Annotated in this window: 19 protein-coding genes and 1 tRNA gene; 13 read left to right on the plus strand and 7 right to left on the minus strand. The window is 71.9% G+C overall.

The features are described from left to right. Nucleotides 1-77 precede the first annotated feature (77 nt). From ACIBH3_RS10630 to ACIBH3_RS10655, 6 genes are all read left to right on the plus strand, one after another. Nucleotides 78-983: a hypothetical protein gene (locus ACIBH3_RS10630; protein WP_396311551.1), complete on the plus strand. Its 906-nt coding sequence runs from the start codon at nucleotides 78-80 to the stop codon at nucleotides 981-983. Further along, entirely contained in the window at nucleotides 980-3400 is a 2421-nt protein-coding gene (locus ACIBH3_RS10635) for a hypothetical protein (RefSeq protein ID WP_396311552.1), read from the plus strand. The genes ACIBH3_RS10630 and ACIBH3_RS10635 overlap by 4 nt, the downstream gene beginning before the upstream one ends. Nucleotides 3401-3530: 130 nt before the next feature. Continuing rightward, on the plus strand, nucleotides 3531-4814 hold the full coding sequence (locus tag ACIBH3_RS10640; RefSeq protein WP_396311553.1) for a PE-PGRS family protein: 1284 nt from the start codon (nucleotides 3531-3533) through the stop codon (nucleotides 4812-4814). Then, nucleotides 4811-5347 carry a Pycsar system effector family protein gene (locus ACIBH3_RS10645; RefSeq protein ID WP_396311554.1) on the plus strand — a complete coding sequence of 179 codons (537 nt, stop codon included), beginning with the start codon at nucleotides 4811-4813 and terminating at the stop codon, nucleotides 5345-5347. Before ACIBH3_RS10640 ends, ACIBH3_RS10645 begins: the two co-directional genes overlap by 4 nt. 535 nt (nucleotides 5348-5882) lie before the next feature. After that, nucleotides 5883-7004: a M48 family metalloprotease gene (locus tag ACIBH3_RS10650; RefSeq protein WP_396311555.1), complete on the plus strand. Its 1122-nt coding sequence runs from the start codon at nucleotides 5883-5885 to the stop codon at nucleotides 7002-7004. 793 nt (nucleotides 7005-7797) lie between these two features. Continuing rightward, the gene (locus tag ACIBH3_RS10655) at nucleotides 7798-8943 is read left to right on the plus strand and encodes a hypothetical protein (protein ID WP_396311556.1); all 1146 of its coding nucleotides are present in this window, start codon (nucleotides 7798-7800) and stop codon (nucleotides 8941-8943) included. Nucleotides 8944-9346: 403 nt separating this feature from the next. Here the strand turns inward: ACIBH3_RS10655 and ACIBH3_RS10660 are convergent. The 3 genes from ACIBH3_RS10660 to ACIBH3_RS10670 form a co-directional block, all read right to left on the minus strand. Continuing rightward, nucleotides 9347-9420 (minus strand) — tRNA-Pro (locus ACIBH3_RS10660). A 134-nt stretch (nucleotides 9421-9554) separates the two neighbouring features. After that, the gene (locus ACIBH3_RS10665; RefSeq protein ID WP_396311557.1) at nucleotides 9555-10496 is read right to left on the minus strand and encodes a metallophosphoesterase; all 942 of its coding nucleotides are present in this window, start codon (nucleotides 10494-10496) and stop codon (nucleotides 9555-9557) included. A 236-nt stretch (nucleotides 10497-10732) separates the two neighbouring features. Next, complete coding sequence (locus ACIBH3_RS10670) at nucleotides 10733-11494, minus strand: hypothetical protein (protein WP_396311558.1); 762 nt, start codon at nucleotides 11492-11494, stop codon at nucleotides 10733-10735. A 27-nt stretch (nucleotides 11495-11521) separates the two neighbouring features. Between ACIBH3_RS10670 and ACIBH3_RS10675 the strand changes: the two genes are divergently transcribed. Further along, on the plus strand, nucleotides 11522-11983 hold the full coding sequence (locus ACIBH3_RS10675) for a GatB/YqeY domain-containing protein (RefSeq protein ID WP_396311559.1): 462 nt from the start codon (nucleotides 11522-11524) through the stop codon (nucleotides 11981-11983). 159 nt (nucleotides 11984-12142) lie between these two features. Here the strand turns inward: ACIBH3_RS10675 and ACIBH3_RS10680 are convergent, their stop codons facing one another. Next, nucleotides 12143-14467: a transglycosylase domain-containing protein gene (locus ACIBH3_RS10680; protein WP_396311560.1), complete on the minus strand. Its 2325-nt coding sequence runs from the start codon at nucleotides 14465-14467 to the stop codon at nucleotides 12143-12145. Between the two features lie 430 nt (nucleotides 14468-14897). Here ACIBH3_RS10680 and ACIBH3_RS10685 point away from each other — a divergent pair, with 430 nt between their 5' ends. Continuing rightward, complete coding sequence (locus ACIBH3_RS10685) at nucleotides 14898-15221, plus strand: WhiB family transcriptional regulator (protein WP_033333275.1); 324 nt, start codon at nucleotides 14898-14900, stop codon at nucleotides 15219-15221. Between the two features lie 70 nt (nucleotides 15222-15291). On the opposite strand, the gene ACIBH3_RS10690 is transcribed toward ACIBH3_RS10685, so the two are convergent. After that, nucleotides 15292-16512, minus strand: a complete 1221-nt coding sequence (locus ACIBH3_RS10690; RefSeq protein ID WP_396311561.1) for an ArsA family ATPase — start codon at nucleotides 16510-16512, stop codon at nucleotides 15292-15294. After that, the gene (locus tag ACIBH3_RS10695) at nucleotides 16509-17594 is read right to left on the minus strand and encodes an ArsA-related P-loop ATPase (protein WP_396311562.1); all 1086 of its coding nucleotides are present in this window, start codon (nucleotides 17592-17594) and stop codon (nucleotides 16509-16511) included. The genes ACIBH3_RS10690 and ACIBH3_RS10695 overlap by 4 nt, the downstream gene beginning before the upstream one ends. A gap of 230 nt (nucleotides 17595-17824) precedes the next feature. On the opposite strand from ACIBH3_RS10695, the gene ACIBH3_RS10700 reads away from it, so the two are divergent. The 5 genes from ACIBH3_RS10700 to ACIBH3_RS10720 all read left to right on the plus strand — a co-directional run bounded on the left by ACIBH3_RS10700 (nucleotide 17825) and on the right by ACIBH3_RS10720 (nucleotide 20453). Next, nucleotides 17825-17983 carry a DUF4177 domain-containing protein gene (locus tag ACIBH3_RS10700; protein WP_396311563.1) on the plus strand — a complete coding sequence of 53 codons (159 nt, stop codon included), beginning with the start codon at nucleotides 17825-17827 and terminating at the stop codon, nucleotides 17981-17983. Beyond that, a complete protein-coding gene (locus ACIBH3_RS10705; protein ID WP_396311564.1) occupies nucleotides 17980-18444 on the plus strand; it encodes a RidA family protein in 465 nt (154 codons plus the stop codon). The genes ACIBH3_RS10700 and ACIBH3_RS10705 overlap by 4 nt, the downstream gene beginning before the upstream one ends. 125 nt (nucleotides 18445-18569) lie before the next feature. After that, nucleotides 18570-19457 (plus strand): NUDIX hydrolase, encoded by an 888-nt coding sequence (locus ACIBH3_RS10710; RefSeq protein WP_396311565.1) that lies wholly within the window; start codon nucleotides 18570-18572, stop codon nucleotides 19455-19457. Then, entirely contained in the window at nucleotides 19444-19635 is a 192-nt protein-coding gene (locus ACIBH3_RS10715; protein ID WP_396311566.1) for a hypothetical protein, read from the plus strand. The genes ACIBH3_RS10710 and ACIBH3_RS10715 overlap by 14 nt, the downstream gene beginning before the upstream one ends. Further along, nucleotides 19632-20453, plus strand: coding sequence for an MBL fold metallo-hydrolase (locus ACIBH3_RS10720; RefSeq protein WP_396311567.1), 822 nt, complete (start codon nucleotides 19632-19634; stop codon nucleotides 20451-20453). The genes ACIBH3_RS10715 and ACIBH3_RS10720 overlap by 4 nt, the downstream gene beginning before the upstream one ends. Before the next feature lie 84 nt (nucleotides 20454-20537). Here ACIBH3_RS10720 and ACIBH3_RS10725 read toward each other — a convergent pair whose 3' ends face one another. Further along, nucleotides 20538-21212, minus strand: a complete 675-nt coding sequence (locus ACIBH3_RS10725) for a Crp/Fnr family transcriptional regulator (RefSeq protein ID WP_396311568.1) — start codon at nucleotides 21210-21212, stop codon at nucleotides 20538-20540. Nucleotides 21213-21362: the final 150 nt, after the last annotated feature.

Genomic DNA, 21362 nt, shown 5'->3' on the forward strand with positions numbered 1-21362 from the left:
CAAACGCCCTCTCCCTGAGATCTTTTGACTGTCAGTCGGGCCATGCGTCGGCCCAACGTCTCCAGCGGAAGGCAGCCATGGGCGAGCCCGTCAACCGGACCATCCTGCTCCTCGACATCGAGCAGTTCAGCCGCCGTGACGATGTCGTGCAGGCCGTGCTTCGGCGGACCCTGAACACCGTCGTCGACCAGACCCTGGTGGCGGCCGGGGTGGAGGCCACCCAGCAGTACCGCGAGGACCGCGGGGACGGCCTGATCGTGCTGCTCGGTGGCGACGTCGCCAAGACGGCGGTCCTGCGTTCGCTCCTCACGCTCACACCCGAGCTGCTGCACGACCACAACCGGCTCGCCTCGCGCAGCGCGCAGATGAGGCTGCGCATGGTCCTGGCCGCGGGCGAGATCGCCCACGATCCTCAGGCCGGCACCACCGGCGGGCTCGTCGGGCACGATCTCAACCAGGCCTGCCGCCTGCTCGACTCCGACGCGCTGCGCGCCGCCCTGACCGAGCAGGCGGACGAGCAGTGCGCGCTGATGGTGAGCACGGTGGTCTACGAAGGTGTGGTGCGGCACGGCCACCGAGGGGTGCGGCCGGAGCTCTTCCGGCCCACCGAGGTGAAGGTCAAGGACGGCGTGCTCTCCGCATGGCTCCATCGCGCGAACGAACCCTCGGGCAGTACCGAGCCGAACGGGCCCAGGGAGCCCAGGGAACTCGGAGAGCCGGAAGGGCCCATGGGGCCGGGAGAGTCCAAGGAGCAGGCGGACGGCGCGCGGCAGGCCCCGGCTGCGCCCCGTGCCCAGGTGGACGAGCGGCCCGCCGGAGCGGTGTTCCACTTCCAGGGGGCGCCCGTGGTGCGCGGCTCCCTCGTCGGCGGCGACCAGCACGGGGTCAGCGGCGGCCAGGTCACCGGCGACGTCGTCCTGGGCGGATCCGTCGCCAAGGGCGGGCCGCAGACCGGTACCGAGAACGGCGGGAGCGCGTCGTGAACGTCCCCCACGGACAGCAGGGCCCCGCCGCCGACGAGGCGGCAGCGGGCCCGGTGCAGCAGCCCGAGGGATCGGCGGAGCCCGCGCCGGCGTCCCCCGGCGTGCCGGGCCCCGCGGGCGCCGAGACTTCCGGCCACGACGCCGAGGCCGACACCCCCGCGGAACATGCCTGGGACTCCCGGCGTGACCTGTACCGGCACAGCCCGGCCATCATGCTCGGCCGTTCCGCGCACCTGGGCGGCTCGCTCGTGGGCGGTGACCAGCACGGGGTCAGCGGCGGCCAGGTGACCGGCGACGTCATCCTCGGTGGCAGCAAGGTCGAGTACCACCTCGGTGGTGACAGTGAGGAGAGGTCCGGCGAGATCCCCGCCGCAGAGATCGAGGCCCTCGCGCTGCACTTCGTCCACCCCGTCTCCGCGCAGGGCGAGCAGTCGGGGCCGGGCTCAGCCACCGACGAGGGCGAGGCGGGTGGCGCGTGGCAGTCCGACAGCCCGTTCGGCATCGCCCTCGGCCGCCTCAGGAAGCAGCGCGTCGCCGTCATCTCAGGCCCGGCGACGACCGGCCGCCGGGCCGCCGCTCTCATGTTGCTGCGCGCCGTGGGGTCGACCGCCTACCGGGCGCTCGATCCCGGGCTCTCCCCGGGGCGCCTGGCCGGCGAACTGCGGGGACGGTGCGGGCACCTGCTCGCGGACTTCGCCACCAGCGCCGAACGGCCGCTGCGCGAACACCACCTGCGGGCCCTGAGCGAGAGGCTGCACGCCACCGACGGCCACCTCGTCATCGTGGTCGGACCGCATCCCGTCGTGCCCGGCGGCATCGGCCACGTGACGTGGCAGCCGCCCGAACCCGGTCAACTCCTGCGCGGTCACCTGCTCCACAAGGATCTGGGCGGACGCGAGATCGACGAACTGCTCGCCCTGCCGGTGATCCAGTCGGTGCTCGGGCACCGTCGCCCGGTGGCCGAGCTGGCCCGCTTCGCCGACCGGATCGCCGCGCACGCCCGCGGTGAACTTCCGCTGGACGCTCTTGCCGCGTTCGGCGACTACGCCGCCGAACGGCAGGTGCGCGCGTGGTTCGACGGTATGGAACAGTCCCTGCACGACAAGGCGTTCCTGATCGCGCTCGCCGCCCTGGACGAGGCTCCGTACCCGCTCACCACCGAGCTGGGTGACGTCCTGTTCGGGCTTCTGCAACGCATCGAGAACCCCGATGAACCCGTTCGTATCCCCGTCTTCGGCACTTCCAGCGCCCAGCGCGTCGAGCACGCCCAGGCAGACCGGTACCAGGAGGCCGAGGAGACCGAGTGGGGCCCCGTACTCCAGACCAAGATCCAGTTCCGTGACCGCCTCACCGCGATCACCCTGCTCCGCGAGGTCTGGACCGGACATCCGTCGGCGCGCCCCGCACTCGTGGCATGGCTGCGACGGATGGCGAAGGACCCTCGTCCGCTCGTCCGGACCCGGGCGGCCTCCACAGCCGCCGTCCTCGCCCGGACGGACCTCCCCTCGACGATGGCCTTCCTCATCCAGCCCTGGGCCGCAGACCGGCTGTTCCGCGCCCGGCTGGCCGCCGCCAACGCGCTCGCGCTCGCCCACCACCTGAACACGCCACACGTTCCCGGGATCCTCCGGGGGTGGTGCACCTCGGACGATCACCGTCTGCGCTGGACCGCCGTCCGCACCTACGCGCTGGTGGGGGACACCTTCCCGGGTCAGGCCGTCACCGCGCTGGTCACGGCGGTGCGTGCGCTGGAGTCACGCGGCGGCCCGGCCGGTGCGTGGCCCCAGGAGCTCGACGAACTCGCCCAGTCCGCGGCGACGTTGCTGCTCGCCACCGGCCAGAACACGGTCGGAGCCACCAGCCGCGGGCGGGGCGTCGTGCCGGGCCAGGGCGGGCCCGAAGCGGGGGAGCAGACCGTCGCGGACAGCGCGACGGACCTGTGGCCCACTCTGGTGCCGCTGGCACGCGGGGGCGTGATGCGGGAGTTCGTCCTGCGCGCGGTGATCCACGCGTGCGGCCCCACGGACGGCGCGCCCGGCACCGGACGCCCGCTCCTGCTCGATCTCTTCGCCCGTGCGCAGAGCACGGCCGGAACTCCCGGCGCCCACCTGCGGCAGTCGCTGGCCGCGCTCTGGCGCACCGTCCTCAACGACGCCACCTACTCGGCGTCCGGACTCGAAGCCATGCGCGGCTGGGTCCGGGCCGCAGACCTCGACCCGGACGCCGAGCACGCCCTCGCCGAGCTGCTCCTCATGCTGGCCGTCTCGGTCGAGGACACCAAACGGCTCGTCTACCTGCTGGAGAACCTGCGCGCGGGTGCGGGCGAGGAGTCCGCGCCCGCCGCGGCCCTCCGGCTGCGGGCGGCGCTGCTGCGCCCGGATGCACCGGTGCAGTCGTCTCCCGTCCCGGTGACGTAGTCGTCCCGGCAACCCCCTTCGCCCGCCGGAACCGAGGCAAGTCAGGGCCTCGGCCCGGCGGCACACCCCCTGTGACGCGGTGGGCCTGCCCGGCCGGCCACGTCAGGACCGTCCCAAGGAGAGCAACGCCATGATCAGCCGGCCACCGCAGTGGCAGCAGAACGTGAACCGCCACTCGCAGCTCGTCGACCCGGTCGTCACGATCCAGGAGCTGTCGCGCTTCAAGCCGCTGCGTGTCACCCGCATCGACTACGCCCTGGTCCTCACCACCGCCCAGGGCGGCCTCGACACCTACCTGCCGCCCAGCCGCCCGAGCCGCACCGAACTCGCCACCCGCGGCTGGACCAGCGTCTACGAGCTGGACATGGGCCTGCACGAGGTGGCCGCCGTCCTCAGCCTGCCGAGCAGCAACGACGCCTTCCTCTTCGAGGTCTCGCTGACCTGTGACTGGCAGGTGGTGGCCCCGGCCGCCTTCGTCGCCAGCGGTGAGCGCGACGTGGCCGCCATGGTGCAGCGGCACGTGGACGGTCTCGTACGGCCGGTGCTGCGCCGGTACGCGATGGAGGACAGCGCGGTTGCCGAGAAGGAGTCGCAGGAGGTGCTCCGGGCGGCCGCCCCGCCGGGCGCGGCGGCCGGACTGCACGTTCGGTGCGGCATCCAGATCCGCCGGGACGAGGAGGCGCTGAATCACGCGCGGGAGCTGCGCGAGATCGAGTTCACCCGGCAGAAGCTCGACCCGCAGCACTCGCTGCTCCTGAAGGAGGCCGAGCTGGCGGCGGAGCGCCAGCTCGCCCAGGGCAGGTACCAGCACTTGATGGACCTGCAGAGCCAGAACCTCGACCACGAGCGGCAGCTGGTCCGCGGTCAGCAGGAGCTGGAGCTGCAGGAGATCGAAGCGAAGAAGATCCAGTACTACGCGTACTACCTGGAGCGGGGCGGGCCGAGCGCGATGGCCTTCCAGCTCGCCCGGCGCCCGGAGGACGCGCGTCTGGTCATGGAGAACCTCCGCGAGGATCAGCTCCGCGCCATGCAGAACCAGTTGCAGGTCGCGATGCAGGCGCTCGGCGGCGGTCCCGGCGGCTTGGAGGAGCATCAGCTGGACGAGCCGCGCCGGCTGGCGGCGAACGTGATCAGGGAGGTCCTGAGCGCCAAGCTCGCGCCGATGGGGCCGACGAGCAGGCCCGCGGTGGAGGGTCCGCCGCCCACAGAGGCCGGCGACGGCCGGGCGGAGGCCGGCGAGGGTGCCGCGGGTTCCCCGGTGGAGCAGGCGAAGGCCGCCGCCCCGGACACCGCTGCCCCCGGGGCGGCCCCGACCGCCGGTCCCGATGTCCTCCTCGGCGCTCGCGGCGTGGCGGTGCAGGACGCAGGCCCCGTCTTCGGGTACCGCGTCCCGACTGCGCCGCCCGCCCCGTGACGGCTGTGGAGCCGGAGCCGGTCGCTCCGGCGCAGAGCTTCGAGTTCGCCACCGCCGAGCGGCTCCTCGCGGACCTTCGACAGGAGGTGGCGAGGGCGGACACCAAGGGCTCGGTACTGGTGGGCGCACAGGGAATGGCCGCCGCGGTGCTGGTCGGCGTACTCACCTCGGGTGGGTGGCGCCCCGATTCGCTGACCTCGCCCGGACAGGTCCTCTGGTGGACGGGCGCGGTCGGCTTCCTCGCCTCGCTCGGTGCGCTGCTGATGGCGGTGATGCCGCGGTACCGCTCGCGAGCCTGGCGGCCCGGCATGCCCCTCACGCACTTCGCCGACATCCGCAGCGCGGCCGGTCACGGGCCTTCGGCGCTGGAAGAGGCACTGCGGGAGACCGAGCGGGCCCCGCAGGCCGCGATCCTCACCTCGCTCACGGAGAACAGCCGGATCGTCGCCGGAAAGTACTGGTGGCTGCGGGTCGGGATGGCCAGCTTCACGGCCGCGCTGGTCCTGCTGCCGGGCTCCCTGCTCGCCGGCTGATCCGCACGCTACCTTGACGCCACCCAGGAGACGCACAGCCATGCCCGCCCATGAGCCCGACCTCGACCTCGACCTCGACCTCGACCTCGACCAGGACCGGGGCCGGAGCGCCCAGGCCCCGCCGCCCTACCCCTGGGACGGCCCTCCGCCCTACCCCGGCGAAGCCGTCGCTCCTGATCGGGGAAGCACCGCACCCGCGTACCCCGATGACCTGCCGCCCGCCTACCCCGGCGACCTGCCGCCGGCCCATCCCAGCGAGCCGTCGTCGCAGGTTGGGGCGATGGACCTGACGCCGCCGGTATACCCCGGCTCGGAGGCCGTGGCGTCGGCGCCACCCGAGTATCCGGGCGCGGAGGCCCTCATGCGGCCCGAGGACCCACCGGTGTACCCCGGCACACCAGCCGCCGCCCTCCTGGCGACGCCGCCTGCACCGCCTCCGCCTGAACCACCTCCGCCCGTAGCGCCGCCGCCCGTAGCGCCGCCACCCGTAGCGCCGCCACCCACGGCGGCCCCGGCAGGGCCGGGCCATCCGCCCATGGCACCCGTCGGCATGCCGACCGGCGAACCCGCCGTCGCGGCGCCGCCGCAGCCCTCCCACCGCCCTGACGTCGCCCCGGAGCATGACGACCTGGCGCTGCAATCGGGACGCACCCATCTGAGGGCTCGTCAGCGAGGTGTGGACGGCGCCGCCCTCTCGCAACTCGCGGTGACCTTGCCCACGGCGCTGATCAGCCTCTTCGTGGTGGCACTCGTGTTCTCGATGATCAATCCCGTGGTCGGGCTGGTCATGACGCTGCTGTGGCTGCTCTCCGGCTTCCTGGTCTTCCACCGACCCGCCGAGGCCGCCATCGCCCGGCATCTGCTGGGCATGCGACGCCCCGACCCGGCGGACGCACAGCGCCTGGACGTGGTGTGGGAGCAGGTGACCCGCCGGGCGGGGGTTCGGCACGGGACGTACGAGCTCTGGATCCAGGATCGTACGGAACTCAACGCGACCGCGGCGGCCGGCCACATCGTCGCCGTGACCCGGCATGCGCTGGACCGGCTGACCAACTCCCAGCTGGCCGCCGTCCTCGCCCACGAGCTGGGCCACCACGTGGGTGGTCACACCTGGGCGGGTCTGCTGGCCGACTGGTACGCGCTGCCGGCCCGGATGATCTGGCGGTGGACCCTCGTGGGACTGTCCAGGCTGCTCCGCTCGAAGAACAAGTCGAGCATGGCCTGCGGCGGCTGCCTCTCGCTGATCCTCGTGCAGTTCCTCTTCGCGCTGACGTTCATCGAGGGAATGTGGTGGCTGGTGCTGCCCGCCGCAGTCGGCCCGCTGGTCGTCGCCTGGCTCCGCCGCCGCGCCGAGGTCCGGGCGGACGACTATGCGACCGGCCTGGGCTTCGGGGACGAGTTGGTGGTGGTGCTCGAACAGGAACAGCGGAGCCGCTCCACGCCGCAGGGTGCGGGGCCGGGCCCATGGCCCTACCCGGCACAGTGGATCCCGCCACAGCCCGGTGCTCCGACATACCCGCCCTCGTACCCGTACGCATACCCGCCCCCGTCCCCTGACGGTGCCGGTCGCGCCCACGTCATGTCCAAGGCGGCGCACACGAACTTCGAGGAGCGCCTGCGGCAGCTGCGCCGCAACGACCGGGTGACGCGGCGGTAGGCCCCGACCGCGGAGGGGAGGCGCCCCCCGGGCCGGCGGGGCGGCCCCCGGGGGGGGTGTCAGCCCGTGGACGTTCGCGGTGGTCCGCAGCCTGGGGTGCTGTGCGGTACCGGCTCGGCGGTGGCTGGCGTGATGGCTCACTCGCAGCTGGGCCACGCCACGCGCGGCCCCGGAGGCGGGCAGCTGAGGCGCCGTCATCGGCGCCACGCGTCGGGCGGGGCGCGCCGACGCGTTCTCCCGCGGGGTGACCGGAGAAGCAGTCAGGGCCGGTGTCCTGTGAAGGACACCGGCCCTGAGCTGGTGTTACTGGGTCGGGGTGGCGGGATTCGAACCCACGGCCTCTTCGTCCCGAATCACGGGCGGGGTGGTTGGTGAGGTCATCTGTGCTGGTCAGAGGTGGTGTCAGATGCGCTGACGGTCGTCTGTGGGCGGCGCGGTTGCTGTACTTCGCTGCTGTACCTCGCTGCTCTGCCGGTGAATGGCTGACGGACTTGAAGCCCGGGCTCCGCCGTGTTGCAAGTGCGGAGAGTAACGGAAAGGGTAGCTTATGGTTACCCGCTGTTGTGATCGTCGGGCCGCTCCATGCTGCTTGCGGCCACGGGCGAGCCGCCAGGGCCGAAAGGGTCTGCCCATGCACGTCGTCTTCAGCCGAACTCGTCTCAGCAGGGCCGTTCTGGCGGCCTGCGGAGTGTCGCTCCTGCTTGCTCCGCACGCGATGGTCGGTTCCAGGGCCGCTGCCGCCGAATCGCTCTCACCCGACCATGGCACCCACGGCAGGGGTGCGGTCATCACCGTGACGACCGCCAAAGTCGGTGCGCCCGGTAACCCCGCGGTAGGCGTCGTCCCGTTCACGGACGCCGTCTACCGCACGTGCGCCGACGCCCCTCCCACGTCGAGCGACTGCCTGATGGTCGGCGCCGTCCGAGATCCCTACGAAATCGGGCAGTTGGAGGTCACAGTCGCCGAGTGGGTGGCTTTCCTGAACACGGTCGATCCTGAGGGCCGGGACCCCCATCGCCTCTACGACAGGACCGAGAGCTCGTCTGCGTGGCCGAAGTACGGCCCGATCGACTTCTCCGCCGGTGCCGGCGCCGGCCGCCACTACTCCGTGGCGTATCCGGAATGGGCGGACAAGCCGTACGGCTTCGCGAACTTCCTGAAGGCCGCGCGCTTCGTCAACTCGCTCTACAACGGCCGACTGATCTCCAGGCAGGACAGCAGTAGCAACGGCTTCAACTACGTCACGTACCAGGTCGAACTGTCGCGACAGACCGAGCGTGGGATGTACGACCTCGCCCGGCCGGACGCGACCCGAGCCCATGACTCCGGCTTCGTCGTACCGAGCCAGGACGAGTGGATCAAGGCGGCCTACTACGACCCGAACGGCGGCGGCACCCACTCCTACTGGAAGTACCCGACCAATCCGGGAGTCTTCGGCGACGGCGATGCGACCGCCCCCACCCCCACGGTCCTCAACCCCACCAACGGGGATGTCGTCAACGCGGCGACCCAGCCACTCGCCTCGTACCACGCCACCGGCCAGCCGGCGCCGACCTGGTGCCCCGGCGAGGTGCAGCCCGATGTCTGCGCCACCGTCAACCCGTTCGGACTGGATCCCGTCAGTTACGCCGGCCTCTACCAGGGCAGCCTCAGCACGGTCGGCCAGGCGAGGAGCACCTCACCGTGGGGCACCCTCGACCAGGGCGGCAACGCGGTCGAATGGACTGACACGATCACACCCCCACCGACCGGAGGCGACTCCGCACGGATCTGGCGTCGTGCGCACGGCGGTGTATCCAACGCGGGCGCGTTCCAGATGTGGCCTTCCGCGGTCGGACTTCAGCCTCAGGACAACGTGTTCTTCAGCCTCACCTATCCGTGGCTCGGCATCCGGGTCGGAGTGATCGGCGACCTGGAGCCCCGGGGCGGCGACAGCTGAACCACGGTTCACTTCGCCGTCGTCTGCGGGCACCGACAGCCTGCCCCGGACATTCTCACGGCTCCCCGCCCTGAAGCCCGGTCAGAAGCGCCCGCCGGTCGGCTCGTGGGGGACCCTCGCCACCATCGACCAGGAACGTGCCGGACGCTGCTGGTCCATGGGCGGGCACGACGTCGGTATCGCGGCGGGACCCTCCCGGTCGCGGCTCGTCGGGCACTCCAGCACGGCGGTCACCGAGGAGGTCTACCGGAAGCAGATCCGGCCCGTGATCCAGACTGGCGCGGTAGTCATGGATGAACCTGTTCGGGACGGACCCTGAGCCTTAGTCACGCAGTTGGTCACGCACAACGAATCAGGGCCCTACCGGATCTCTCCGATAGGGCCCTGATCTCGTACTACTGGGTCGGGGTGGCGGGATTTGAACCCACGGCCTCTTCGTCCCGAACGAAGCGCGCTACCAAGCTGCGCCACACCCCGGTCCTGCTTGCGTTGCCTCCGTCCCCGGTGCAACGAGTAGAACTCTACCGGACGCTCGCCGGGAGACGAAATCCGATACCCGGCGAGCCTTCGGGGGAGGTCAGCGGAAGGTCAGCAGCAGGTCAAGGCTGTGGTCAGGCGACCGGGAGCAGGGTAAGGAGGGTGGCCTCGGGGGGGCAGGCGAAGCGGACGGGGGTGTAGCGGTTGGTGCCGCAGCCGGCCGAGACGTGCAGGTGGGAGCGGCGGCCGCCGGCCTGGTGGGTGGAGAGGCCCTTGACCCGCTTGGCGTCGAGGTCGCAGTTGGTGACCAGGGCGCCGTAGAAGGGGACGCAGAGCTGGCCGCCGTGGGTGTGCCCGGCGAGGATCAGCGGGTAGCGGTCGGCGGTGAAGGCGTCCAGGACACGCAGGTACGGCGCGTGGACTATGGCGAGCGAGAGGTCGGCGTCGGCGGACGGGCCGCCGGCCACCTCGGCGTACCGGTCGCGGCGGATGTGCGGGTCGTCCAGGCCGGTGAACTCGATGTCGAGGCCGCCGATCGGCAGTCGGCCGCGCGCGTTGGTGAGATCCAGCCAACCGGCCGCGTCGAAGCCGTCGCGCAGCTTCTCCCACGGGTTGTGGACGGCGCCGGTGATGCCCCGCCGTCCGGTGCCGTCGGGGTTGTTCAGGCCGTGGACGCCGCTGCGCAGAGCCGAGAGGTAGCGCGCGGGGTTCTTGCGGGCGGGGCCGTAGTAGTCGTTCGAGCCGAAGACGTAGACGCCGGGGAACTCCATCAGCGGCCCGAGCGCGTCGAGGGTGGCGGGGACACCGAGCGGGTCGGAGAGGTTGTCGCCGGTGTTGACCACGAGGTCGGGGCGCAGCCCGGCGAGGCTCTGCAGCCAGCGCTGCTTCTTGCCCTGCCCGGTGACCATGTGGATGTCGGAGACCTGGAGCACCCGGATCGGGCGGGCGCCCTTGGGCAGGACGGGCACCTCGACCCGGCGCAGCCGGAAGGAGCGGACCTCGTATCCGGCGGAGTAGGCGAGGCAGGCGGCGCCGGTGGCGGCGATTCCGAGGGGGACGGAGTACAGCGGTCGCATCGGTCCATGCTCTCAGACGGTGGATCAGCGGGTGAACGGCCGGTGCACCCGGGGGGACACGGACGGCGCTCCGATCGGGCCGGATGGCCCACAGCGGCGCAGTGCGACGGGCGCCGACCGCCGCGACCGCCGCCACCCGCGACCGCCGCCACCCGCGCCAGCCGCCGCTGCCCGGCGTCCGCGCGGGACGCCGGGCAGCGGCGGTGGGGGGATCAGGTGGTACGGGTCATGCGGGATCAGGCGGAGCGACGGCGACGGACCTGCCACAGGGCGCCGAGGCCGGAGGCGAGCAGGGCGAACGCGGTGGCCGCGGCCGCCGTGATGCCGCCGGAGCCGGTCTGGGCGAGCTGGCCGGTGGAGGCCAGGGCGGTGGTGGTGCCAGTGGTGCGGACGGTGGCGCCGACGGCCGTGGCGGTGGTCGCGGTGGCCGTGGTGGTGGTGTCGGAGGCCGGGACGACGACGGTGCTCGCGGAGACGATCTTGATGGCGGTGCCCTGCGGGCCCATCGGGGTGCCGTAGGCGTCGGTGCCCTCGTTCACCAGGATGCGGGGGATGACGTAGGAGTCGCCGAGGGGCGTGTCGGCGGCGTAGGTGAGTCGGACGTGCTTGGTGATGGTGGCGCCGGCGGCGAGGGTGGAGTCGTGGCCGTCGAGGTAGTAGTGGACGCGGCCGCCGGGCTGGGTGCTGGGGACGCCGGTCAGCTTGGTCCAGCTGCCGTCGGCCTGCTGGACCTGGAGGGTGGTCTGGGGCTCGGCGTAGATGAGGTTGCTGAGGTTGGTGTAGTTGGAGGGGCTCGGGTTGGTGACGACGACGTCGAAGTCGATGGGGGCGCCGCCGGCGACGGCGGTCCTGGGCAGGCCCTTGAGCTCGGTGGTGAGGGACTTCACGGTGATGCTCTTGTCGTCCTCGGCGACGACGGTGGCGCTCTTGTCGGCGGTGACGGTGGTTTCAAACTTTCTTCGGCGAATCTCGTGGCGGGGGTTAATCCGAGGCGGCATGGCCCCTGAAGTGGGAGACTCGGCCGCATGACAACGCTCAAGGAGCAGCTGCAGGAGGACCTGACGGCTGCCATCAGGACTCGTGACGAGCTCCGCTCGTCCACCATTCGGCTCACGCTGTCCGCGGTCACCGGTGAGGAGGTGGCGGCGGGCAAGGAGAGGCGCGAGCTGTCGGACGCCGAGGTGCTGAAGGTGCTCGCCCGGGAGGCCAAGAAGCGCCGCGAGGCGGCCGAGGCGTTCGACGCGGCCGGCCGTACCGACTCTGCCGCGCGGGAGCGGGCCGAGGGCGAGGTGCTGGCGGGCTACCTGCCCGAGCAGCTGTCCGACGAGGAGCTGGCGGCCATCGTGGCCGAGGCCGTGGCCGCGAGTGGTGCGACCGGACCGCAGGGCATGGGCGCGGTGATGAAGCTGGTGAAGCCCAAGGTGGAGGGGCTGGCCGAGGGCGGCCGGGTCGCCGCCGTGGTGAAGGCCGCGCTGACCTCGGGCTGATCCTCGGCCCACCGCCTGCTGACATGAGTCCCGCCCGGACCTGAGCGGCGCACCTGAGCGGCACACCTGAGGCGGGACACGTGAGCGGCACACCCGAACGGGACATGAGTGAGGGGCGCCCCCCAACCGGGGGCGCCCCTCACTCATGTCCGCACCGGGTCAGCGGCCGCCGCCACCGGGGTTGCCGTTGCCGTTCCCGTTGCCGTTCCCGTTGCCGTTCCCGTTGCCGCCGCCGGGGTTGCCGCCGATGATGCCCGGCGGGAGGGTGAACCCGCCGCCGATCATGCCGCCACCCGGGTTGCCCCCGGGGTTCCCGCCGGCCGCAGCCGCGTCCCCGGCCGGCGGCGGGGTGGCCGTGGCGTTGGGGTCGGGCTTGGGCTGCGGGTCGGGGATGTCCATCATCGGCAGCGTCTGCATCGGCGCGCCGCGCAGGGCCTGGTTCATCGCCAGCTGCCAGATGGGGCCGGGGCCGGTCGCGCCGAAGACCTCCTTGTAGGAGGCACCGCCGATCTTGATGTTCTTCATCTCGACACCGCCGGCCGGACCGCCGAGCCAGACCGAGGTGGCGAGCTGGGGGGTGTAGCCGGTGAACCAGGCGGCCTTCTTGCCGTCCGAGGTACCGGTCTTGCCGGCGATCTCCCGGCCGCCCTCCAGGCCGAGCGAGGAGCCGGTGCCCTTCTCGGTCACGCCCTTGAGGATGGTGTTGATGGCGTCCGCGGTGTTGTCGGAGAAGGCCTGGCTGCAGGTGCTGGCCGGGACCTTCATGTCCTTGCCGTCCACCGTCGTGATCTTGTTGATCGCGACCGTGGTGCAGTACTTACCGTGCGCGGCGAAGGTCGCGTAGACGTTCGCCATGGTCAGCGGGCTCATCTCCTCCACACCGAGGCCCATGGCGGGGACCTCCTCCAGCGGCTTGCCGCTGGCCTTGGTGGTGATGCCGAGCTTGTTGGCCATCTGCTTGACGGGGCAGAGGCCGATCTCCTTCTCCATCTCGACGAAGTAGGTGTTGACCGACTTGGCCATGGCCAGCTTGAGCTGGAAGGCGCCGACCTCGTCCTTGCTCTCGTTCGGCACCATGACCTTGGGCTTCGAGGTGTTCTTCCAGACGCCGTCGCAGGTCTTCATCGTCGGGTACTCGATCTTGTTCTCGGTCGTGTACTCCTGCGTGGGCGAGAGCCCGGCCTCCAGGGCGGCGGCCGCCACGATCGGCTTGAAGGTCGAGCCCGGCTGGAAGCCGTTGCCGCCGCCCATCGCCGCGTCGACGTTGAGGTTGACGACGGTCTGGTTCTTGTTGGGGTCCAGACCGTACGGCCGGGTCTGCGCCATGGCGAGGATCTTGCCGGTGCCCGGCTCCACCATGGTGGCGGCGGCCGAGACGGGGTCGGTGACGAAGACCTTGGTGGTCACCGCGTTCTGGGCGGCGGCCTGCTTGTCCGGGTCGAGGGTGGTGTAGATGTTCAGGCCGCCCTGGTCCCAGAGCTTCTTGCGGTCGGCCGCGTTCTTGCCGAAGACCGGGTCCTGCTTGACCACGTGCCGGACGTAGTCGCAGAAGAAGCCCATGCCCGCGTTGGCCGTGATGCAGCCGTTCTGCGGGTCCTTGTACTTCAGGCCGAGCGGAGCCTCCTTGGCCGCCTTGGCCTCGTCCGCGCTGATGTGCTTGTTCTCCAGCAGCTTGTCGATCACCACGTTGCGGCGCTTCTGCGCGGCCTCCGGGTGGAGCACGGGGTCGTACGCCGTGGGGTTCTGCACCAGCCCGGCCAGCATCGCGGCCTCGGGGATGGTCAGGTCCTTGTTGCTCTTGCTGAAGTACCGCTGCGAGGCGGCCTCGACGCCGTACGCCTGGTGCCCGTAGAACGTGATGTTCAGGTAGTTGGTGAGGATCTGGTCCTTGGTCAGATCCTCCTCCAGCTTGATGGCGTACTTCAGCTCCTGGATCTTGCGACCCAGGGTCTTGCGCTGCGCCTCCTGGACGGCGGCGACGTCGTCACCGGCCTTCTCGACGTTCACGTTCTTGACGTACTGCTGGGTCAGCGTCGACGCGCCCTGGGCGGCGGTGCCGCTCTCCGCGTTCTTGCTGGCCGCGCGCAGCACGCCCTTGAGGTCGACGGCGCCGTGCTCGTAGAAGCGGGCGTCCTCGATGTCGACCTGCGCCTTGCGCATGATCGGCGCCATCTGCTCGGCGGTCAGCACGGTGCGGTCGCGCTCGTAGACCTTGGCGATCACGCCGCCCTTGGCGTCGTAGATCACGGACGCCTGGGAGAGCGGCGGGGTCTTGAAGTCGTCCGGGATGTTCTCGAAGCTCTCTGCGGTGCTCTTGGCGGTCAGCCCGAGCGCCCCCACGGCTGGCAGCGCCATACCGGCCAGCAGTACTCCGGAGAGCACGCTGACGGCCAGGAACTTCACACCGTTGCTCGCGTGGTCGAACGGTGAGCCGCTGCGCTGGCCGCGCGGAGCTCCGGGGTTTCCTGGGGGCTGGGATGCCATAGGGCGCTTCGGTGCCATGGGGAGAACCCTACGTCTCCGAATACCGCACATGGGGGCAGGTGTTCGCCTAGGCTTGTCACAAGCTTGCGACAGGTTCGCTGCGTCAATCCTCATCACTCTTGTGAGTGATGAGGATTGCCTGAATCGTCCGAATTTTGGGTGATTGGTGCCACAGGTATGCCCGCCGTCCGTCGCGCTCTGTTACGACCGGCATGGCGAGGGTGGCCCCCGAGGCCTTGACAAGGCCTGCGACCTGCGATCACTCCAACGAGTGAGCTGACCGGTACCCATAGTCCAATCGGGTCATTCGAGATTGAGCCCGAAGGGGCTGTTGCAACCTGTCGTTCTTCCGTAACGTCCTCAACTGGCAACGGTGAATATGCCGTTGCCGCCGTGGGGGAGCCTCGATTCGGGAGAGGACGGCGCCGGCATGGGCTGGGTTGACGACTGGAGTGCGCAGGCCGCCTGCCGCACTAGTGATCCGGACGAACTGTTCGTCCAGGGGGCGGCGCAGAACCGCGCCAAGGCGGTGTGCAGCGGGTGTCCGGTACGCACCGAATGCCTGGCGGACGCGCTCGACAATCGGGTGGAGTTCGGAGTGTGGGGCGGTATGACGGAGCGCGAGCGTCGGGCGCTGCTGCGCCGCCGGCCGACCGTGATGTCGTGGCGCAGACTGCTGGAGACGGCGCGCACGGAGTACGAGGAGTCCCTCGCCACCGGCGTGATCCTCACCGACTACGCGCAGGCGGGCTGACCGCGCGCTCCCCGGCCGCCGGCGCCCGCGCCCCGCGCAGGCCGGCAGCGGCCGGCCGCCGCCCGGCGGGTCAGCCTGCGGTGGTTGCGCTGAGCCGGTCGCCGATGGCGCGCAGCCCGTCGAGGTCGTGGACGTCCCCGGGCAGCGCGGCGACCTCGACGATCGGCACGTCCGGGTACACCGAGACGAAGCGGTCGCGGGTCCGCCGTTCCCTGGCCATGATCTGCATCCGCTCGGCGTGCAGCCGCAGCAGTCCGGCCGCGAGCAGTTCGGCCTCGGGGGAGGCGGTTTCCGAGCCGTTCTCCTCCAGTGCCTCGGCCGCGGCCAGTGCCCGCGCCGCCGTCAGCTGCGGGGCGCCGGAGCCGTGCACCCGGTTGAGCACCAGTCCGGCCAGTGGCATCCGGTCGGCCTCCAGCCGGTCGACGAAGTACGCGGCCTCGCGCAGCGCGTCCCGCTCGGGGGCCGCCACCACCAGGAACGCCGTGCCGGGTGCCTTCAGCAGCTGGTAGGTGCGGTCGGCGCGCTCACGGAAGCCGCCGAACATCGAGTCCATGGCGCTGACGAAGGTCTGTACGTCGGTCAGCAGCTGGGCGCCGAAGATCTTGCCCAGGGTGCCGGTGAGCAGCCCCATTCCGACGTTCAGGAACTTCATCGCGCTGCGCCCGCCGACCTTGGCCGGCGCGGTCAGCACCCGGATCAGCCTGCCGTCCAGGAAGGAGCCCAGCCGGTTCGGCGCGTCCAGGAAGTCCAGCGCCGAGCGGGAGGGCGGGGTGTCGACGACGATCAGGTCCCACTCGTCGGCCGCGCGCAGCTGGCCGAGCTTCTCCATCGCCATGTACTCCTGCGTGCCCGCGAAGCCGGCCGAAAGGGACTGGTAGAACGGGTTCTCCATGATCGCCCTGGCCCGTTCGGGCTCGGCGTGGGCGAGCACGACCTCGTCGAAGGTCCGCTTCATGTCGAGCATCATGGCCTGGAGTTCGCCGTCGCCGTTGACCCCCTTGACCACCCGGGGGGTGTTGTCCAGCTCGGTCAGGCCCATCGACTGGGCGAGCCTGCGGGCCGGGTCGATGGTCAGCACGACCACCTTCCGGCCGCGCTCCGCCGCCCGTAGGCCGATCGCCGCCGCGGTGGTCGTCTTGCCGACGCCGCCGGAGCCGCAGCAGACCACGATCCGGGTCGCCGGGTCGTCGATCAGCAGGTCGACCGCCAGCGAGGTGCCCTTGAGCCCGCCGGTCCGCTGTGCCGCCGCGCCCTTGCCGCCGTGCGCGCTGCCACCCGTGCCGCCGCTCATGCCGCCCCCTGCCGCTTCAGCTCGCCCGCCAACCGGTACAGCCCGCCCAGATCCACGCCCTCGCCCAGCAGCGGCAGCTCGTACGTCGGCTGCTTGAGCTGCTGGAGGTCCGCCCGCTGCGCCCGCTCCAGCTCGACCCGCTCGGCGTGCTCGCGGGCCTGCTCCAGCAGCGGGTCGATCAGCGGCTCCACCGCGGTGCGCACCGCCTGGGCGCTGCGCGAACGTCCGCCCAGGCCCGCCTCGCCGAGCGCGAGCGCGACCTCCTCGCGGTGGTCGCCGCTCACCGCCGCCACCGCGGCGGCGTCCAGCAACGGCGGCCGAACCATGTTCACCAGCACCCCGCCCACCGGCAGCTGCGCCTCCCGCAGGTCGGTGAAGCCGTCGACGGTCTCCTGCACCGGCATCTCCTCCAGCAGGGTCACCAGGTGCACCGCCGTCTCGGGGGACTTCAGCACCCGCATCACGGCCTGCGCCTGTCCGTGGATCGGCCCGAACCTGGCCAGCCCGGCCACCTCGGAGTTGACGTTCAGAAACCTGGTGATCCGTCCGGTCGGCGGCGCGTCCATCACGACCGCGTCGTACGCGCGGCGGCCGTCCGGACCCTTGCGGCGGGCCGCCTCGCAGGCCTTGCCGGTGAGCAGGACGTCCCGCACGCCCGGGGCGATGGTGGTCGCGAAGTCGACGAAGCCGACCTTCTGCAGGGCCTTGCCGGCCCGGCCGAGCTTGTAGAACATGTCGAGGTACTCGAGCAGCGCCTGCTCGGTGTCGATCGCCAGTGCGAAGACCTCCCCGCCGCCCTCCCCGGGCAGTCCGAGCTGAGCGGGCGACACGGAGGCGATCCGGCGTTCCTCGTACGGCAGTGCGGCGATGCCGAACAGCTCGGCGATGCCCTGCCGGCCCTCGACCTCGATCAGCAGGGTCCGTCCGCCCTCGGCCGCGAGAGCCAGCGCCAGGGCGGCGGCGACCGTCGTCTTCCCGGTGCCGCCCTTGCCGCTGACGACGTGCAGCCGCACGCCTTCCCAGTCGCCTGCCGCCGCGCTGTCGGGGTCGCGCCGGGCCGCCTGGCCGGGGGTGCGTGCCACGCTCCGTCTCCGTCCGTTCCGAGGGCCGGCACCGCGAGGTGCCCTCCCGCGAGGGTAACCAGGGACCGCGCCCGATGCCGGGAGCATCAGGGTGGCCGGGCCTGATTCATGCCCGGTTTGTGTCCCACCTCACACGCCGGCCCCGGCCCGGCCCGCCCGGCGGGTCGTCACGTCCGCCGACGCGCCCGGCGCGACGGCGCCCCGCCTCCCGGCTCGTCTAGAGTCAGCGCATGACCAAGTGGGAATACGTAACCGTGCCGCTGCTGGTGCACGCCACCAAGCAGATCCTCGACTCCTGGGGCCAGGACGGCTGGGAGCTCGTCCAGGTCGTCCCCGGCCCGAACCCGGAGCAGCTGGTGGCCTACCTCAAGCGGGAGAAGACGGCATGAGCCAGGTCGAGAGCAAGCTGGCCGAGCTGGGCCTGACGCTGCCCGAGGTGGCCGCGCCGGTCGCCGCGTACGTGCCGGCCGTCCACTCCGGCGAGTACGTCTTCACCTCCGGTCAGCTGCCGATGGTGGCGGGCAAGCTGCAGAGCACCGGCAAGGTCGGCGCCGAGGTCACCCCGGAGGAGGCCAAGGCCCTCGCCCAGATCTGCGCGCTCAACGCGCTGGCGGCCGTGAAGTCGCTGATCGGTGACCTGGACCGGGTCGAGAAGGTCGTGAAGGTGGTGGGCTTCGTCGCCTCCGCCTCCGACTTCACCGGCCAGCCCGGTGTGATCAACGGTGCGAGCGAGCTGCTCGGTCAGGTCTTCGGTGCCGCCGGGGTGCACGCCCGCAGCGCGGTGGGTGTCGCGGTGCTGCCGCTGGACGCCCCGGTCGAGATCGAGATCCAGGTCCGGGTCAAGGCCTGACCCGTCCGCGAGGCCCGCTCGCCCGTCCGCGAGGCCCCGCTCACCGGGTGCTCACCCTGGGGACGCAGCGAATCGGCGGGGTTGGGCTCTGTCCAACCCCGCCTCCGGCTGCGTAGCATCCGGGCATGGATCACCAGGCGAAGACGCTCCCGATGCCGCCCTCCTGGCCTGCCCGGATCCGGGCGCTGGAGGCCGGCGAGCTGACCCCGCCGGTGCCCAGGCCCGCCGCCACCGTGGTGCTGCTGCGCGACGGCGCGGACGGCCCGCAGGCGTACCTGCTGCGCCGCCGTACCTCGATGGCCTTCGCCGGCGGGATGTACGCGTACCCGGGCGGCGGGGTGGATCCGCGGGACGCCGAGGCCGAGATCGGCTGGGCCGGTCCGAGCCCCGAGGAGTGGGCGAAGCGGCTCGGGGTGGACCGGCGCACGGCGCAGGCGGTGGTCTGCGCGGCCGTCCGTGAGACCTTCGAGGAGGCCGGCGTCCTGCTGGCGGGCCCGGACGCCCACGCCATCGCCGACGCGGGGGACTGGAGCGCCGAGCGGGCCGCCCTTGAGGCGCACGAGCTCTCCTTCGCCGACTTCCTGCGCACCCACGGCCTGGTACTGCGCAGCGACCTGTTGGCCGCCTGGGCCCGCTGGGTGACGCCGGTCTTCGAGGAGCGGCGCTTCGACGCCTGGTTCTTCGTCGCGGCCCTGCCGCCGGGCCAGCTGGCGGCCAGCGAGGTCGGCGAGGCCGACCGGGTCGCCTGGCTCTCGCCGGCCGAGGCCGTGCGCGGGTACGAGCAGGGCACGTACGGCATGCTGCCGCCCACCGTGACGGTGCTGCGCGAGCTGCTGCCGGTGCGCACGGCCGCGCACGCCCTGGACGCGGCCGAGGGCCGCCCCCTGGACCCCGTACTCGGCCGGGCCGAGGTGGCGGGTGATCGAATGACAGTGCGATGGTCGGGGTATGAGGAGCTGACCATCGACGGACACTTTCCCGAGGAAGGACCATCGCCCGATGAACCACAATGACGTGGCTCGCCAGACGGCGCCGCAGCTGCCCGCCCGTGCCCTCACCTCTTACACCCTGACGCCGCGGGTCCTCGGCCTCCACGGCGCCGAGCGCGTGGGCGAGGAGCCGTGGCTGCGCCCGCTGGCCCGCCCGCTCCCGGCCCGCCGCCTGTTCCGCCTCTGCGAGGGCGGCCGGTGAGCGGTCTCCTCCCGGGTGACCCCGCCGCCGGCATCGGCGGCGAGGCCACCTCGCGGGCGCTCTGCGTGCTGGCGCCGAACCCGTCACCGATGACGCTGGACGGCACCAACACCTGGCTGCTCTCCGAGCCCGGCTCGGACCTGGCCGTGGTCGTCGACCCCGGCCCGCTGCACGAGGGTCACCTGCGCCGGGTGATCGACACCGCGGAGCAGCAGGGCAAGCGCGTGGCGCTGACCCTGCTCACCCACGGCCACGCCGACCACGCCGAGGGCGCCGTCCGCTTCGCCGAGCTCACCGGCACGAAGGTCCGCGCACTCGACCCGGCGCACCGCCTGGGCGACGAGGGCCTGCACCACGGCGAGCGGCTGGAGATCGGCGGCCTGGACCTGCGGGTGATCGGCACCCCCGGCCACACCTCCGACTCGCTGACCTTCCACCTGCCCGCCGACGGCGCGATCCTCACCGGCGACACCGTGCTCGGCCGCGGCACCACGATGGTCGCCCACCCGGACGGGCAGCTCGGCGACTACCTGGACTCGCTGCGGCGCCTGCACACCATGGCCACCGTGCAGGGCGTGCGGACGGTGCTGCCCGGCCACGGCCCGGTGCTCGCGGACGCGCTCGGCGCGGTCGACTACTACCTGGCGCACCGCGCGAACCGGCTCGCGCAGGTGGAGACGGCCGTCGAGGCCGGCTGCCGGACGGCGGCCGACGTGGTGGCCCGGGTCTACGCGGACGTCGACCGGGCCCTGTGGCCGGCCGCGGAGCTCTCCGTCCGCGCGCAACTGCAGTACCTGGAGGACCACGGCCTGATCTGAGGCCGGCCCGCCCTCCGCGGCGAACACGAGGGCCCGTACGCCGCCGGCGTACGGGCCCCGCTCACTGCCGGGGTGCGCGCGAGGTCAGCGCGAGCGCCGGGACAGCCGCTCGACGTCCATCAGGACCACCGCGCGGGCCTCCAGCTTCAGCCAGCCACGGCCGGCGAAGTCGGCGAGCGCCTTGTTGACCGTCTCGCGGGAGGCGCCGACCAGCTGGGCCAGCTCCTCCTGGGTGAGGTCGTGGGCGACGTGGATGCCCTCCTCGGACTGCACGCCGAAGCGGCGCGACAGGTCCAGCAGGGCCTTGGCGACGCGGCCGGGGACGTCCGAGAACACCAGGTCCGACATGGTGTCGTTGGTCCGGCGAAGACGGCGGGCGATGGCCCGCAGCAGCGCGATGGAGACCTCGGGGCGGGCGTGCAGCCAGGGCTGGAGGTCGCCGTGGCCCAGGCCCAGCAGCTTGACCTCGGTCAGCGCGCTGGCGGTGGCGGTACGCGGGCCCGGGTCGAACAGCGACAGCTCGCCGATCATCTCGCTGGGGCCGAGCACCGCGAGCATGTTCTCGCGGCCGTCGGGCGAGGCCCGGTGCAGCTTGACCTTGCCCTCGGCGACGACGTACAGCCGGTCGCCCGGGTCGCCCTCGTGGAACAGCGACTCACCGCGGGCGAGGGTCACCTCGGTCATGGAAGCGCGCAGCTCGCCGGCCTGCTCGTCGTCGAGTGCCGCAAAGAGTGCGGCGCGCCGCAGAACGTCGTCCACGTGCTTCCTCCTTCTCGGCCGTCCGGCGATCAAGCCGGTCGGCGCAAGTCCGTACAGTGCTCTGCATCACCAAGCATGGCGCATGTCGCTCCGATCATATGAGGAGGGGGTGCGTCGAAGAGCGCGGTACGGGGCCATTCGTACTCATCG

Source organism: Kitasatospora sp. NPDC050543 (assembly GCF_044457565.1).
Taxonomy (GTDB): domain Bacteria; phylum Actinomycetota; class Actinomycetes; order Streptomycetales; family Streptomycetaceae; genus Kitasatospora.

Coding starts and splice junctions, on each gene's coding strand:
- ACIBH3_RS10630 (WP_396311551.1), top strand. CDS start 78: ATGGGCGAGCCCGTCAACCGGACCATCCTGCTCCTCGACATCGAGCAG.
- ACIBH3_RS10640 (WP_396311553.1), top strand. CDS start 3,531: ATGATCAGCCGGCCACCGCAGTGGCAGCAGAACGTGAACCGCCACTCG.
- ACIBH3_RS10650 (WP_396311555.1), top strand. CDS start 5,883: ATGGCACCCGTCGGCATGCCGACCGGCGAACCCGCCGTCGCGGCGCCG.
- ACIBH3_RS10665 (WP_396311557.1), bottom strand. CDS start 10,496: ATGCGACCGCTGTACTCCGTCCCCCTCGGAATCGCCGCCACCGGCGCC.
- ACIBH3_RS10670 (WP_396311558.1), bottom strand. CDS start 11,494: ATGCCGCCTCGGATTAACCCCCGCCACGAGATTCGCCGAAGAAAGTTT.
- ACIBH3_RS10675 (WP_396311559.1), top strand. CDS start 11,522: ATGACAACGCTCAAGGAGCAGCTGCAGGAGGACCTGACGGCTGCCATC.
- ACIBH3_RS10680 (WP_396311560.1), bottom strand. CDS start 14,467: ATGGCATCCCAGCCCCCAGGAAACCCCGGAGCTCCGCGCGGCCAGCGC.
- ACIBH3_RS10685 (WP_033333275.1), top strand. CDS start 14,898: ATGGGCTGGGTTGACGACTGGAGTGCGCAGGCCGCCTGCCGCACTAGT.
- ACIBH3_RS10690 (WP_396311561.1), bottom strand. CDS start 16,512: ATGAGCGGCGGCACGGGTGGCAGCGCGCACGGCGGCAAGGGCGCGGCG.
- ACIBH3_RS10700 (WP_396311563.1), top strand. CDS start 17,825: ATGACCAAGTGGGAATACGTAACCGTGCCGCTGCTGGTGCACGCCACC.
- ACIBH3_RS10705 (WP_396311564.1), top strand. CDS start 17,980: ATGAGCCAGGTCGAGAGCAAGCTGGCCGAGCTGGGCCTGACGCTGCCC.
- ACIBH3_RS10710 (WP_396311565.1), top strand. CDS start 18,570: ATGGATCACCAGGCGAAGACGCTCCCGATGCCGCCCTCCTGGCCTGCC.
- ACIBH3_RS10715 (WP_396311566.1), top strand. CDS start 19,444: ATGAACCACAATGACGTGGCTCGCCAGACGGCGCCGCAGCTGCCCGCC.